11 protein-coding genes are annotated in these 14,632 nt (G+C 46.1%); 10 read left to right on the top strand and 1 reads right to left on the bottom strand.

Going from position 1 to position 14,632, the window contains the following annotated elements; genetic code table 11:
- The 10 genes from QUA00_RS30450 to QUA00_RS30495 all read left to right on the top strand — a co-directional run.
- On the top strand, positions 1-226 hold a 226-nt coding region (locus QUA00_RS30450; protein ID WP_333412176.1), incomplete at its 5' end, for a hypothetical protein.
- Between the two features lie 155 nt (positions 227-381).
- The gene (locus QUA00_RS30455; RefSeq protein WP_333412177.1) at positions 382-1,464 is read left to right on the top strand and encodes an ABC transporter ATP-binding protein; all 1,083 of its coding nucleotides are present in this window, start codon (positions 382-384) and stop codon (positions 1,462-1,464) included.
- A gap of 333 nt (positions 1,465-1,797) precedes the next feature.
- Positions 1,798-2,148 carry a hypothetical protein gene (locus QUA00_RS30460; protein WP_333300568.1) on the top strand — a complete coding sequence of 117 codons (351 nt, stop codon included), beginning with the start codon at positions 1,798-1,800 and terminating at the stop codon, positions 2,146-2,148.
- A 571-nt stretch (positions 2,149-2,719) separates the two neighbouring features.
- Positions 2,720-3,157: a DUF3574 domain-containing protein gene (locus tag QUA00_RS30465; protein ID WP_333412178.1), complete on the top strand. Its 438-nt coding sequence runs from the start codon at positions 2,720-2,722 to the stop codon at positions 3,155-3,157.
- 162 nt (positions 3,158-3,319) lie between these two features.
- The gene (locus tag QUA00_RS30470; RefSeq protein WP_333142935.1) at positions 3,320-3,523 is read left to right on the top strand and encodes a hypothetical protein; all 204 of its coding nucleotides are present in this window, start codon (positions 3,320-3,322) and stop codon (positions 3,521-3,523) included.
- Between the two features lie 330 nt (positions 3,524-3,853).
- A complete protein-coding gene (locus tag QUA00_RS30475) occupies positions 3,854-4,366 on the top strand; it encodes a hypothetical protein (RefSeq protein WP_333142934.1) in 513 nt (170 codons plus the stop codon).
- 275 nt (positions 4,367-4,641) lie between these two features.
- Positions 4,642-6,666, top strand: a complete 2,025-nt coding sequence (locus QUA00_RS30480) for an ABC transporter ATP-binding protein (protein WP_333412179.1) — start codon at positions 4,642-4,644, stop codon at positions 6,664-6,666.
- 634 nt (positions 6,667-7,300) lie between these two features.
- A complete protein-coding gene (locus tag QUA00_RS30485; RefSeq protein WP_333412180.1) occupies positions 7,301-12,004 on the top strand; it encodes a PAS domain S-box protein in 4,704 nt (1,567 codons plus the stop codon).
- A 201-nt stretch (positions 12,005-12,205) separates the two neighbouring features.
- The gene (locus QUA00_RS30490) at positions 12,206-13,504 is read left to right on the top strand and encodes a cytochrome P450 (protein WP_333412181.1); all 1,299 of its coding nucleotides are present in this window, start codon (positions 12,206-12,208) and stop codon (positions 13,502-13,504) included.
- Between the two features lie 232 nt (positions 13,505-13,736).
- Positions 13,737-13,862, top strand: a complete 126-nt coding sequence (locus QUA00_RS30495; RefSeq protein ID WP_333412182.1) for a hypothetical protein — start codon at positions 13,737-13,739, stop codon at positions 13,860-13,862.
- On the opposite strand, the gene QUA00_RS30500 is transcribed toward QUA00_RS30495, so the two are convergent.
- On the bottom strand, positions 13,817-14,422 hold the full coding sequence (locus tag QUA00_RS30500; RefSeq protein ID WP_333142930.1) for a chorismate lyase: 606 nt from the start codon (positions 14,420-14,422) through the stop codon (positions 13,817-13,819). The genes QUA00_RS30495 and QUA00_RS30500 overlap by 46 nt on opposite strands.
- Positions 14,423-14,632: the final 210 nt, after the last annotated feature.

Below are 14,632 nucleotides of genomic sequence, written 5' to 3' on the forward strand. Positions count from 1 at the left end.
GCCTGGGAACCGATATCTAGAGGCTCTGCCTCGCTTTTTAAACAGGAAAATTGGAGGCAGAGCCTCCGGATATGCGTTACCAGGCAGAGCCTGGGAACGAGTCAACAATCAACAGTCAACAGTCAACACTTTAAAAATCATGGCAAAATTACAACTCAAAAATCTCAATAAAACCTACAACCCTATCGATTTGAGATTTTTGATTTTAGATGGAACTGGTTCCTAGGCTCTGCCTGGGAACCGATATCTAGAGGCTCTGCCTCGCTTTTTAAACAGGAAAATTGGAGGCAGAGCCTCCGGATATGCGTGACCAGGCAGAGCCTGGTAACGAGTCAAATCAACAGTCAACAGTCAACAGTCAACAGTCAACACTTTAAAATCATGGCAAAATTGCAACTCAAAAACCTCAATAAAACCTACAGCCCTAAAGTAGTTCCCGTAAAAGACATTAGTTTGGATGTCAGCGAAGGGGAATTTCTGACTTTGTTGGGGCCGTCGGGGTGTGGTAAATCTACGACGCTGCGATTAATTGCAGGGTTGGAACAGCCGACGAGAGGCGAGATTAGAATTGGCGATCGCGATGTCACTTATCTCAGGCCGGGCGATCGCGATATAGCAATGGTTTTTCAAAGTTACGCGCTGTATCCGCACATGACAGTATACGAGAATATGGCATCGAGCCTCAAACTTCGCAAAATCTCCTCCACTGAAATCAATCGGTTAGTGACGGAAGTTGCAACCTCCCTCGGATTGACGGAATTAATCGATCGCAAACCAGGAAAACTATCAGGCGGACAGCGGCAGCGAGTCGCCCTTGGCCGCGCATTAGTGCGCCAACCGGAAGTATTTTTGCTCGACGAACCTTTGAGCAATCTCGACGCATTATTACGAGAAAAAGTTAGGGCTGAACTCAAACAATTGTTTTCCTCTCAAAAAGCTCCTGTAGTTTACGTCACTCACGACCAAACCGAAGCAATGACGCTTTCTACAAAAGTCGCAGTTCTCAACAGCGGCAGCGTCCAGCAGCTAGATCCGCCACACTTAATTTATACTCGTCCGGCAAATCAGTTTGTAGCCGGTTTTGTGGGCAGCCCGCAAATGAATTTGCTAGTGCTTAAATGCCAGGGCAATTTTGCTGTGTTGGGGGATTTTCGAGTTCCACTCCCAAATATACCTACTGTGCCGCCAGAAATTGTGTTGGGAATTCGCCCGGAACACGTCGGCTTTGCAGATGTAGAGGCCGGCAATATGTCGGCCCCAGAGGCAATTAAAGGTGAGGTTTTTTTAGTGGAAAACTTGGGAATGCAAAATTTAGTTAGCGTCCGAGTTAAAGGTGTGGAGTCAGTAACGGTGCGGGCTTTGCTGCCAAATGACCGCCACTGGAATTCTGAAATTGTAGAGCTGGTTTTTGGGCCTCAGTTGCTGCACTGGTTTGACGTGAAAACGGGCGATCGCTTGCAATAAGAATTTGCGCTGCAGAGCATGATTGATTAAAAATTCTCTAACCCTGTGCTGAAAAATATTGTTTTTACTTCTAACTAAGTTATGACTTTAGTTAGAGGTAGAACTCTTTGGCTGCTGTTAACGTGATAATCATGTGTGAAAAAACTAATTGGCTGACACATAGGTGGCGTGTTTACCAGATTTAATCGCTAACCTATAACTCTATTTATCTGGTTAATAGCAAGTTGAAGCTAAATTGGCTTCCCCTCGCGTTAGCTGCTGATTTTGGAGCCAGTCTATTAGATGAAAAAATGTTCAAAAATATCACCAATAAACTTAGGGAGTATGACCCAGATGAATTTGATTTCCACAGCCATTGCTCGCATCAGTTCCCTGCTTAAGGGCTTTCAAATCAAGAGTTTTTTGAGTGTTGTCCTAGTCGGTTTTCTGCTGCTAACAACAAATGTTGATTCCGGAAGCAGTAACAAAGGTTTTGGCGCGCAAGCCAGCTCAAAGGCTGATCTAAACAATCCTGAAAGACCCCAAACAACACGGGAATGGAGGCAAGAAGCTCGCGAAACCTCAGACTCTCCGGGCGAACGAGTTCAGAAGATTGGGCAAGAGGCAGGAGCAGCCGTGAAAGAAATGGGGGAGATGTACCAAGACACTGCTAAGAGAAGTGTCCGCGAATTAAAGGATAACTAGCTCCACCTAAAAAAATATAACACTGAGAAACCTGATTGCTTTAAGGGCGCAGCCAAGAGTTCTCGCCCTTCCGGGTTTCTGAACACCTGAAAAGTTTGACGTTTAAAATAGGTTGAGCTAGTTAAGCTGCTGTGCATCTAATTTGACAGTCAATTTTTCTACAATTATTGTGGGACGGGCATCCTGCCCGTCTCTGTATTCAATTTAGATGCGTAGCAGCTTAATACGACAGACGCAATCAAGTAGGCGATCATAAATAAACTAGAACAGACGCTCAAAAACCCAGTTTCTCAGGTGAAACTGGGTTTTTGAGTTGGAAGTCTTTTATGTTAAATTAAATCAAATTTGCGTTAAAAACCCGTTGATCAGACTCGGTGGTTAAAACTGAGATATTGCAGTAAGCTGAAGTGCATTTAAATTGTAGAGTCAAATTTAAGAAAAGTCTTGTGGGGTGGGCGTCTCGCCCGCCCAAAAAATACAATTTAGATGCCCAACAGCTTATTCTCTATCAGCATTTCAAGGGCACGCTAGAAACAACGGCCCACAATATAGAAGTTCCGCGTAATTCCTGATGAATAAACATCTTAACAGTCTTTGCTTGACCGGCCTGCTGTTCATCCTGCCTGTTTGTCCGGCCACAATTGCCCACGCTCAAATTCCCGAAACTTCGGATACTAATGCCAAGCAAACAAATCTCCTCAAAGATGAACTGTATTTTGGCTTAACAAAACCTGGAGGCGAGACCATTTCTGAATCCGAATGGCAGGAGTTTGTCAAGGCGGTTATTACCCCTCGCTTTCGGGAAGGGCTAACCGTATTAGAGGGCTCCGGGCAGTTTCTCAACAGTTCTGGAATTCGGATTAGAGAAAACTCTAAAATAGTTATTTTAATTTATGAAAGTAGTCCGGCCAAGAATCAAGCTATTCATGAAATTATCGAAATTTACAAGCGCACTTTCCAGCAAGAGTCAGTGCTGCGGGCAACCAGCGAAGTTAAGGTTTCTTTCTGATCCGGTCATCGAATCAGCGTATTTATGATATTATTTGTGGTAATCAAGGTCATACCCTCAAAGATAAGTAGGGTGCGGGTGCAAGCAAAATCATAATTTTTGGGTATCGATCGCACACTGCAAAAAATCGCTAGAAAAACCTGCCCGGGAGAAAACAAAAACATGATGAACGACGGCAACCAAAAAGCTGAAGCGCCTGAAAGCGAGGATGCACAAAATTTGTCCGGCATGGCGAAAGCTTTTATTGTGAGCATGGCTTGGTCTTACGCAGAGGCATTGGAGCGAATGAAACGATCGCGAAATCCACAGGAAGCCGCGCCGGAATCTCCGACAGAACAAGTCGAACCCGATACTGAAAAAAATTAATGAAAGACTATTAATGCGATCGATTTGCCAAACTATCTGGGAGTGCGATCGAACGCAATAGTCAATTAGCTGTTTTGAGTGAAGAACAATCTACTCAGAACAGCGAACTGTGCAGCTTAAGCCGAATTTGTATTGGATTTTACAATAAAAAAAACTGAAAGCCCCGTGACGCTTCAACAAGCTCAGGAAAAGCTTTAGTCGGGGGATGACAACTGCGTTGCAGGTTGGAACCGCAACCTATATCTATCCTTAAAAGGGATTTAAACTAAATAAAGTACGGTTTTACCGCTACAGTGTACAAAACAAATAACCAATTTTTAGATCGGTCTCATGTCTAATTCAAAAATGATTGGTAAAGCGATCGCAGGTGGCCTTTGCTTCGGCATCCTCGCCAGCTTCACCGCTTCACACGGCCCCGCATCCGCAGCAGCACCAATAATTGCCCAAGAAACAGCAGCCCCGGCCGCTAGCAGCATCGACCAGCAACTCCTAGGCCAATGGCAAGGCACAGTCGCCTCCGGTCAGTCTTTCACCTTCGTCTTTGCCCCAGAAGGCAAATTGTTTCTCATGGCGAAAGGCCCCGACGGAGCCGCCCGCGCCAAAGAAATGAGGTACAAAGTTAATCTCGGTGAAAAACCGATGCACATTGATGTCGGCCTCAGCAGCACAGAAACCGTTCAGACTGTTTTTGAATTGACTCCCGAAGGTCAAATGCGGCTTCAGTTGCAAGGCACTAATCCCGGACAGGCCAGACCTAATTCCTTAAACGAGCAGGCAACCGTGTTTAAAAAGGTCTCCGAGGCCACTGCACTGCCTGCTGACACTCAAATCATCGGTTTTTGAGGAAAATTGCAGGCAGAAGGCACTTATCGCAATTGTCAATTATTGAGTCAGGTACTGATTGGGATTTTCGATTTTCGATTTTCGATTGGGGAATTGGTAAGAAAGCCGGCGAGTACCTCACCTGATTGAGAGCCGCTATCTATAACTAGCCCTGAGTTTTCAGATTGCCACGCTTCGCGAGGATCGAAGCAATCTTAAAACTTTCCCCGTGCCTTCTGCCTTCCACAGGCCCTGCTACAATCCACTTAATCTCCATTTAACTGCCATAGACCTCCATGAGTGAAACCGTTCTAGAAGTTCGCAACCTGCGGGTTCAATTTCAATCTACAGACGCAGGCGATGCGTCTGCAACCGTCAAAGCGGTTGACGGCATTTCGTTTGAGGTCAAGCGAGGGCAAACTCTGGGCATCGTGGGAGAGTCGGGGTCGGGAAAATCGGTAACATCCCTGGCGGTTATGGGTTTGCTGTCGAGTTCGTCAACGAAAATCGATGGCGAAATTTGGTTTTATTCGACAAAAGACGGCGCTAGCAATGGGCCTGTGAATCTGCTGGAAATGCCGGACAGGGAAAAACAAACATACCGGGGCAGCCAGATTGCGACGATTTTTCAAGAGCCGATGAGTTCGCTAAATCCCGTTTATACGATCGGATTTCAACTCACAGAAGCCATTTGTTTGCACCAACAGGTGTCGCAGACAGAAGCGCGGCGCCAAGCTGCTTCTCTGCTGCAAGAGGTGAAGCTGCTACCGGGCGACGATGAGCTCAGGCAGCGGTGTTTGGCTTTGCGGCAAGAAGCGGTTCGGGAGGACGATCGCGATTTGATGCAGCTCGTCAACGGCCAAAAACAAGCTATGCTCGATCGCTATCCCCACGAACTCTCAGGCGGTCAAATCCAGCGCGTGATGATTGCAATGGCCATTTCTTGCAATCCAACTTTATTAATTGCTGATGAACCTACCACGGCTTTGGACGTAACCGTGCAGGCAACAATCTTAGCTTTGCTGCGGGAGTTGCGCGACTCTAGAGGCATGGCAATGATTTTTATTACCCACGATTTGGGCGTCATTGCTGAAATTGGCGATACGGTGGCGGTGATGTACCGAGGCAAGATTGTTGAGTGCGGTGCGATCGAACAAATTTTCAGCAATCCCCAACATCCTTACACAAAAGGTCTGTTAGCTTGCCGCCCAACTCTCGATCGGCAAAGGCGCCGCTTGCCGACAGTTTCCGATTTTATGGATGTCACCACAAATGCTAGCGGCGAATTAGTAATTGTCGAAAAAAATGCCGATTTAGACGGCGACAACAGCGGGGGAAATTCCGCTTTTGCAACAGGAAAACCGCCTCGGTTGCCGCATATTTCGGGCCCTTTGCTAGCTGTTAATAACTTGCGCGTCGGTTTTCCCGTGCAGGGAATGTTTGGCGAAACTAAACGCTTGTTTATGGCGGTAAACGATATTTCTTTTGAGGTTTACCCGGGCGAGACTTTGGGTTTGGTGGGCGAGTCTGGCTGCGGCAAATCAACTTTGGCTAGGGCTTTGCTGCAATTAATTCCGGTGGCCAGTGGTAAAGTGTTTTTTGAAGGTCAAGAAATTACGCCTCCTGCGAGAAGTAGCTCGGCATCGCAGTGGATGGCTAATTATCGGATGAAAAAAGAGTACGATCGCAAATTGCGGTGGCTGCGGCGGGATCTGCAAATTATTTTTCAAGACCCTTTTAGTTCTCTCGATCCGCGCCTAAATGTTGGGGATGCGGTGATGGAACCGATGGTAATTCACCGCTTTGGTAAGAACCCCAAAGAACAGCGCGATCGCGCGGCTTATTTGTTGGAGAGAGTGGGTTTAAATCCCGATTTTATGCGGCGCTACCCTCACGAGTTTTCGGGCGGACAGCGGCAGCGAATTTGTATTGCTAGAGCTTTGGCTTTGAATCCTAAGTTTATTATTTGCGATGAGTCGGTTTCGGCATTAGATGTGTCGGTGCAGGCGCAAGTTTTAAATTTGCTGAAGGAGTTGCAAACAGAGTTTGGACTGACTTATATTTTTATTTCTCACGATTTGAGCGTGGTCAAGTTTATGAGCGATCGCGCGATCGTCATGAACAAAGGTAAAATCGAGGAAATTGGCACTGCTGAGCGCATTTACCGCCAACCCCAGCAAGCTTACACGCGGCAACTCATAGCTTCTATTCCTGCGGGGAATTTGGAGCGAATTCGGCAACAGCAATTAGGCCGCAAATCTGCTTTGGGTGCTGTGGCGCCTTGGCCCCCATCGCCTGCTGATGAATCACAACAAAATTGATATCTAGTGTTTTAAACTCGTATCAATTACCAATTGGCCGTTACCAATTACTAATTAGCCCTTACGCGCGAAAATAGGAGTGCAACGAAAAAATGCTACCAATATTTTTGTCATTTTATCTTCAGAAATCCGCAGTTTATCTTTATTTTAACTTCATAATTTATTGTCAAATTCAACCTGCTTGAACTTGACTAATATTCCGGGTTGTTCAACCCACAGCCAGCGCGCTCCACGCAGTATTTTCCTACATCAAACCCGGTCATTCCTGGACGATAAAAGTGGTATAACACGCTACTCTAACGCGGTAAGCTGCTTCAGCAGAACCCTACATAATTAGGTTCTGCGTCCAGGATTAGCTAGATTAGGCCAAATGTCCAATGACTAACAGCAATATGTAGCGTAGTATTATAGATAAACTCTCTCTATGAGTCGGAAAAATTAGAAAATGCCCACCCCAGCTAAAAAGAGATTGCTCGCTAATTCCGTAAATACACTTAATTATATGGTCGGTTTGCGTAGATTTACGCAAATTTTAAAACGCTAGATTTCGCAAGCTAGGAAAGTTTAACAATATTTAAACAGCTTTATTGTAATTTTGGCTCACCACACGTAAAACGGGATCAAAAGTAAAAAAATGAAATCTTCTGTTCGTATCGAAGAATCAAAAAGCACTAAATTCTCGAACTTACTGCACGTGTTGTGGACAAAAATTACGGCAGCAGTCACCAGAATAGAAAAGGCAGAAGGCAGCAAGGAGTATGAAAAAAAAATTAGCCTAGCGACGATCGCCCCTGGCAGTGTATTCTCAATTTTGATAATTGTACTGCTTGTCTTAAACGGGTGGCTCGTAGCTGGCAGCGCTGATAATTTCTACGATAGCCCACTCGCCCTGGGATTTTTGGGAATAGCCAATATTGTCTTTTTGGGGGTATCGGGGCGCTCAAAAGCTTCTGCTGTCGCAGCCCAAAACGATCGTCCATCCAGCGAACCCAACGGGGGCGATCGCTTTTTTAGCCTCTCGCTAGATATGCTGTGCGTCATTGGTTTTGATGGTTATGTAAAACGCATCAACCCAGCAGCAGAAAAAATCCTCGGCTATTCCGAAGCCGAAATGATTGGCCAACTCTTCATTGAATTCGTGCATCCAGACGATCGCGAAGCTACTATAAAACAAGCTGAAAGTATTGCTGCCGGGAATAATACCGTTGGGTTTGAAAATCGCTGGCAGTGTCGAAACGGGTCTTACAAGTGGGTAGCCTGGACAGTTAGCCCTTTCTGCGAGGAAGAATTGATGTATGGTATCGGCCGCGAAATTACCGATCCCAAACTCGCCCAACAGTCCCTCCAGCAAAGCAATTCTATTTTGCGATCGGTGATTGAAAGTACGCCGGATGTCATTTTTGTCAAGGACATTCAAGGTCGCTACACGATCGCTAACTCCGTTGCTGCTGACTGGCTCTCAACATCGGTGGAGGCAATGATCGGCAGCGACGATACAAATTTATTTCCCCCAGAAATAGCCCAGCAAATTATCGAAGCAGACCGCAGGATCGTGACAGCGGGAGAATATTTAAATTATGAAGAAATTGTACCCAAAAATGGCAAAGATCGGACGCTACTAACAACAAAATGCCCTTGGAAAGACGCCGAAGGAAATATTATCGGCGTAGTTGGCGTATCTCGCGACATCAGCGATCGCAAAGAAATAGAAGCAGCGGTACTAGAGAGCAACATCCTGTTTGAAAACGTAATCGAAAGTACAGGCGACAGCATTTTTGTCAAAGATACTCAGAGTCGGTACCTATTGCTCAATTCTACGGCTGCGGGCATTATTGGCTTGCCAAAATCAGAAATTATTGGCAAAAAAGATGCAGAATTATTTCCGCCGGAGATTGCAGATATGCTGGTGGAAAATGACCGCCGGATATTGCAATCTGGTATTGAGGAAACGAGCGAGGAAGTAGTAAAAGATAGCGAGGGCAACATCCTGAGAGTTCTTTCTACCAAAAGTCCTTTGCGCGATCGAGCTGGAAACATCACGGGTGTAGTGGGAGTTGCTCGCGATATTAGCGATCGCAAAAAAGCAGAAGCAGCGCTGCAAGAAAGCCAGCGTTTTATCGAACAAATTGCCAATGCTACTCCGAATATTCTCTATCTATACGACGAGATCGAGCAGCGAAATGTGTACAACAACCGCGAAATCACTGTCGCGCTGGGCTATACCGTCGAAGAAGTTCAAAAAATGGGCAGCAGTCTGTTGCCGACCATTATCCACCCTGATGATTTAGCTAAATTTCCCGAATATTTGCAGCAATTGGAAACTGCTCCCGACGGCGAAGTTGGTGAGTACGAATACCGGGTGCGCGACAAAAATGGCTGTTGGCGCTGGCTAGTCAGCCGGGAAATTGTGTTTAGCAGAACAGAGGTGGGAAAAATTAAGCAGCGTCTCGGTGCTGCTACCGACATTACAGAGCGCAAAATAGCAGAACAAGCTTTAGCAGAACAATTAAAACTTTCTTTATTCACAGCAGATGTGGGAATTGGTCTAACTCAAAACCAGACTTTGCTTGCAACTTTGCAATATTGCGCCGATGCAGTTGTGCGCCATTTGGATGTTGCCTTTGCTCGGATTTGGACGTTGAATGAAGAGGAAAATGTATTGCAACTGCAAGCAAGCGCGGGGATATATACTCACATTGACGGCGCTCACAGCCGCATTCCTGTCGGCGAGTTCAAGATTGGTTTAATCGCCCTGGAGCGACAACCTCACATCACTAATTCTGTGCAAGAAGATCCTCGCATTAAGGACAAAAAATGGGCGGCCCGAGAAGGAATGGTGGCTTTTGCTGGATATCCGCTAATTGTTGACAATCAGTTGCTGGGAGTAATCGCGATGTTTGCTCGCCAGGAGTTGAACGAATCAACGCTGATTGCTTTGGCCTCAAGTGCCGATGCGATCGCCCTGGGGATTAAGCGCAAACAAACAGAAGAAGCTCTCGCCACACAAAAGCAAACTTTGAGGGCAATTATTGACAACGCTCCGATCTGGGTATGGCTGACCAATGCTAGCGGGCGGATGTTATTAATTAACAAAACTTTCTGCGAAGATGTGGCTATACCTGAATCAAGATTTTTAGCAGCGTCTCACTATTCCGAAGTTTTGGGATTAGAAGCATCGGCTAAGTGCATGAAATCTGACGTGCAAGCGTGGAGCCAAAATATTCCATGTTATACTGAAGAAGTGATACAGCTTGCTGATGGTAAAGAACATTATTTGGAGACAATTAAAACTAAGGTCAAAGATGATTGTGGTAACGCGATCGGCTTAATCGGTTTGGGTTTGGACGTTACAAAACAAAAAGAAGCTCAAAGACAGTTGCAAAAGTCGGAAGCGAGATTCCGCAAATTAGCTGAGCAGGAAGCGCTGCTGAACCAGCTAGCTAGCAATATCCGCCAATCTCTGGATTTAGATACTATTTTGGCGACAACTGTGCAGCAAATTCGCGACTTGCTCCTGCTCGATCGCTGTCAGTTTATCTGGTATTTACCCGACGCTTCGCCGCCGGTTTGGAATGTGAGATACGAGGCAAAGAATGCCGATTTGCCCTCGCGTTTGGGTTTATATCCTGTCGAGCCAACTGCTTCTATCGCTGAGCGGATTAGCAATTTAGAAATAATTCAGATCGACGATGTTGAGGCATTAACCGATCCAGCCGAACGGGAATTTTTAATGTCTGTAGGGCTCAATTCTCTGCTGGACATTCCCCTTCAAACACAGTCGGGTCAAATTGGCGCGATCCTCTGCGGTGCTTGCAGCGGGGTGCGGCTGTGGAGAGACGAAGAAGTGGAACTGTTAATGGCAGTAGGAACTCAATTGGCGATCGCCATTAATCAAGCCGAACTTTACGAAAAATCTCGCCTCGCCGCCGCCGAATCAAAAGCAGCAGCAATGCAGCAAAAATTGCTCAACCAGCTAGGCAGTCAAATCCGCGCTTCTCTAGATTTAGATACTATCTTGGCAACAACTGTGCGGCAAATTCGCGACTTGCTGCAACTCGATCGCTGCCTGTTTATGTGGTATACGCCCGATGCCGAGACGCCCGCTTGGGATATCGTCCATGAAGCTAAAAATGATGACTTGCTCTCGCTTTTGGGTTATTACCCTGCTGAGGTAACGGGGACGCTGGCGCAAAAGATAGCTAATTTGGAAATGTATCAAATAGATGATGTGGCAACTTTCAGCGATCCAGTAGAAAGGGAATTCTTTTTGCAGGTGGGTTACAAGTCTGTCTTGGATTTTCCGGTTAAGAGTGCAGGGGGTTTAACTGGAGTTGTTGGCTGCACTTCTTGCCGCGAGGTGCACAGGTGGACCAAAGACGAAGTGGAGTTGCTATCGGCAATTTGCGATCAATTGTCGATCGCCATCAGTCAAGCGGAACTCTACACTAAAAGCGTTGATTCAGCCCGGATAGCGCAAGAACAAGCAGCCAAACTCGAAGTAACTCTGTGCGAACTTAAGCTTGCTCAAACTCAGCTCGTGCAGGCCGAAAAAATGTCGAGTCTCGGTCAGATGGTAGCAGGAATTGCCCACGAAATCAATAACCCGGTCAGCTTTATCTTCGGCAATCTTACCTACACAGAAGAATACACCAGGAGCCTGATGAAACTGCTGCAAATGTATCGAGATGAATACCCGGAACCTTCTCCAGCGATTCAGGAAGAAATAGAAGTTTTAGAGCTGGATTTTGTGCTAGAGGACTTGCCCAAAATGCTGTCTTCTATGCAGGTGGGAGCTACTCGCATCCGGGATATCGTGCGGAGTTTGCGGAATTTCTCTCGCCTTGATGAATCTGACATGAAAAAGGTTAACATTCACGAAGGCATCGACAGCACATTGATGATTTTAGAACACCGTCTGAAAGTTCAGCCAGATCGCCCCGCAATTCAACTCGTTAAAGAATACGGACAATTGCCACTGGTGGAGTGCTACGCTGGACTGTTGAATCAGGTGTTTATGAATATTATCGCTAACGCTATTGACGTTTTACAAGAATCGCTTGAAAATCCGGGAATTATCCGCATTCGTACAGAGGTAAAAGGTAGTCTCGCTGTGATTAGAATTTCTGATAACGGTGCAGGTATGACCGCTCAAGTCAAGCAGCGGATATTTGACCCGTTCTATACTACAAAACGGGTCGGTTCGGGAACGGGGATGGGTTTAGCGATTTCCCATTCAATTATTGTCGAAAAACATAAAGGTGAAATTAAGTGTTTCTCGGTGGTGGGAAAAGGCACTGAATTTACAATCGAAATTCCGATTAAAAGGACAGAAACTTAAATGGGTTTATCGGCAAACTTACTAAGTTGCGTCAATTGGAAAAACCACAAATTTTTGTAGTAACCTTAAGACTGACGCACCCTACAGGCTACACACAGAGAAAAGTTATTTTACCAGAAATTTGTCTGCTGCGTATTGCCCACCCTCCAACTAAAATTGATATGATATTAAAAATCTAAAATCTAAAATCTAAAATCTAAAATGGCATTACCTCCCGGCAGTTTTGGTTTACCCCTAATTGGCGATACTATCAACTTTTTGCAAGATTCCCAATTTGCCAAAAAACGCCACCAGCAGTACGGGCCCCTTTTCAAAACCAGCATTTTCGGACAGCCTACCGTGTTTGTGTGTGGCCAAGAGGCTAATTTGTTTGTTTTAAGCAATGAAAACCAATATTTTGCTGTGACTTGGCCTGCCAGCACGAAAGCGCTTTTAGGGCCACTTTCCTTGGCGTTGCAAACGGGTGCTAACCACCAAAATCGCCGCAAGTTGTTGTACCAAGCGTTTCAGCCGCGAGCTCTGGCAGGCTACATCGGCGAGATGGAAGATATCACTCAGCGCTATTTTGAAAAATGGGCCAGAATGGAAACCATGACTTGGTATCCCGAACTGAGGAATTATACTTTTGATGTTGCGGGTAAGTTGTTAGTAGGGATTGATAATGGTTCGGAAACGGCGCTAGGACATTATTTTGAAACGTGGTGCAATGGTTTATTTTCGATTCCTTTAGATGTGCCTTGGAGTCAGTTTGGCAAGGCGAAAAAGTGCCGAAAGCTGCTGTTGGCAGAACTTGAAAAGATTATTATAGATCGCCAGCAAGGAACCCCTAGCGACAAGGATGCTTTGAGTTTGCTGATTTCGGCTCGCGATGACGAGGGAAATAGTTTGAGTTTGGAGGAGTTGAAAGATCAAGTGCTGTTGCTGTTGTTTGCGGGACACGAAACTTTAACTTCGGCGATCGCCTCTTTTTGTCTTCTCCTAGCTCAACATCCCGATGTGATGGCAAAAGTCCGCGCCGAACAGCAGCAGTTCCCCGCTACGGAACCGCTAACATTGGAACAGCTCAAAGAAATGACTTATTTAGAGCAGGTTATGCGAGAAGTGCTGCGGTTGGTTCCGCCAGTGGGAGGCGGCTTTCGGCAGGTAATTAATGCTTGCGAGTTCGGCGGCTACGAAATTCCCAAGGGTTGGATGGTACTTTATCAAATCAATCAGACGCATCAGGATAGCGCCGTTTATCCCGAACCCGATCGATTCGACCCCGATCGATTTAGCTCGGATCGATCGGCTAAACCTTTCAGCTACGTGCCCTTTGGTGGAGGTTTGCGAGAATGTTTGGGCAAAGAATTTGCCCGGTTAGAGATGAAGTTGTTTGCGGCAAAGATTGTTCGGGAGTTTGAATGGGAGCTTTTACCGGATCAAGATTTGAATTTAATCCGAGTACCGACTCCGCATCCCCGCGACGGTTTGCGAGTGAAATTTCGGCGGAAAAATTCTTAAGAACAGGCTTTCCGGCCTGTTCCACAATCGGGTAAATTTTATTGTGGGGCGTTGCTCTGAGCAACGCCCTGAAAGCCACAAAATGCCTGTTCCATAATCGGATAAATTTTATTGTGGGGAGTAGGGGTTGGGCTTCTAGCCCGCCCTGAAAGCCTTATTGATAATCGTGCAAGAACTCAATCTCAACTGAAATTTTGCACCATTATCAATAAGCTTTTTATGAACAGGCAAGATGCCTGTTCCACAAAGAGTTAATTTTATTGTGGAACAGGCCGAAAAGCCTGTTCTTGATAATGGTGCAAGAGCTCAATCTCAATCAACATCCAATTGCATCGGCCCCAAATACTTAGTTAAATAAGGAGAAAAAACCTCATAAATCAGAGTCAAGGGCTTACCATGATGCCAAAACAAATAGTGTCGCCCCCAAAAAGGCCCCGACTGTTCAAAAGCTGACTCCAAAGCCACCGAATTACCGCAATAAATGCCCTGCACATCGCGATACAATTCTGTCCGCAGCCGCGCTAAACTAGCCCAAATTGGCAAAGATTTATTTTGTAAATATTCGTCTACGTGGCTCGCTTCCCACCAAGAAGTAGCATAGGCCAAGCGCTGTCCCGAAGCAGTCCGCAGCCACACTTGTCGCCGCAGGCGCGGCCCCGGAACCGCGACAATTTGCTCTGGTGCGCCGTCTGCGTCTTCACCCACTAAAGACATATCGATCACATCTACTTCTGTGGGTTCCCCTGTCAGCAGTTGCAGGTGACGGGTGGGAGAACCGTCGCCCAGGAGCAGTATTTGCCACGCCGGTGCGAGCTTGGTGTGGGGCAAACCCTTCTGTACTGCGTCTTCGGCTCCTTGCCACAGGGGGTTGAGAGCGTGCCAGGTGCGGCTGTTTTTGGGTGTAAATGTTGCAGTCAAGGGTCTTTACAAAACTTAATTTTTTGTTTATTATAACGCTTCTGCAATCTACAATTTAAATCTGTTTAGAAACGGGCTCTTCGGCCCGTTCCACAATAAAATTGAGTGTGTGTGGAACAGGCATCTTGCCTGTTGTTGAATAAAATTGAGTGTGTGTGGAACAGGCATCTTGCCTGTTGTTGAATAAAATTGAGTGTGTGTGGAACAGGC

Source organism: Microcoleus sp. T2B6, assembly GCF_036700475.1.
Taxonomy (GTDB): Bacteria; Cyanobacteriota; Cyanobacteriia; order Cyanobacteriales; family Microcoleaceae; genus Microcoleus.

Coding starts and splice junctions, on each gene's coding strand:
- QUA00_RS30455 (WP_333412177.1), top strand. CDS start 382: ATGGCAAAATTGCAACTCAAAAACCTCAATAAAACCTACAGCCCTAAA.
- QUA00_RS30460 (WP_333300568.1), top strand. CDS start 1,798: ATGAATTTGATTTCCACAGCCATTGCTCGCATCAGTTCCCTGCTTAAG.
- QUA00_RS30465 (WP_333412178.1), top strand. CDS start 2,720: ATGAATAAACATCTTAACAGTCTTTGCTTGACCGGCCTGCTGTTCATC.
- QUA00_RS30470 (WP_333142935.1), top strand. CDS start 3,320: ATGATGAACGACGGCAACCAAAAAGCTGAAGCGCCTGAAAGCGAGGAT.
- QUA00_RS30475 (WP_333142934.1), top strand. CDS start 3,854: ATGTCTAATTCAAAAATGATTGGTAAAGCGATCGCAGGTGGCCTTTGC.
- QUA00_RS30480 (WP_333412179.1), top strand. CDS start 4,642: ATGAGTGAAACCGTTCTAGAAGTTCGCAACCTGCGGGTTCAATTTCAA.
- QUA00_RS30485 (WP_333412180.1), top strand. CDS start 7,301: ATGAAATCTTCTGTTCGTATCGAAGAATCAAAAAGCACTAAATTCTCG.
- QUA00_RS30490 (WP_333412181.1), top strand. CDS start 12,206: ATGGCATTACCTCCCGGCAGTTTTGGTTTACCCCTAATTGGCGATACT.
- QUA00_RS30495 (WP_333412182.1), top strand. CDS start 13,737: ATGCCTGTTCCACAAAGAGTTAATTTTATTGTGGAACAGGCCGAAAAG.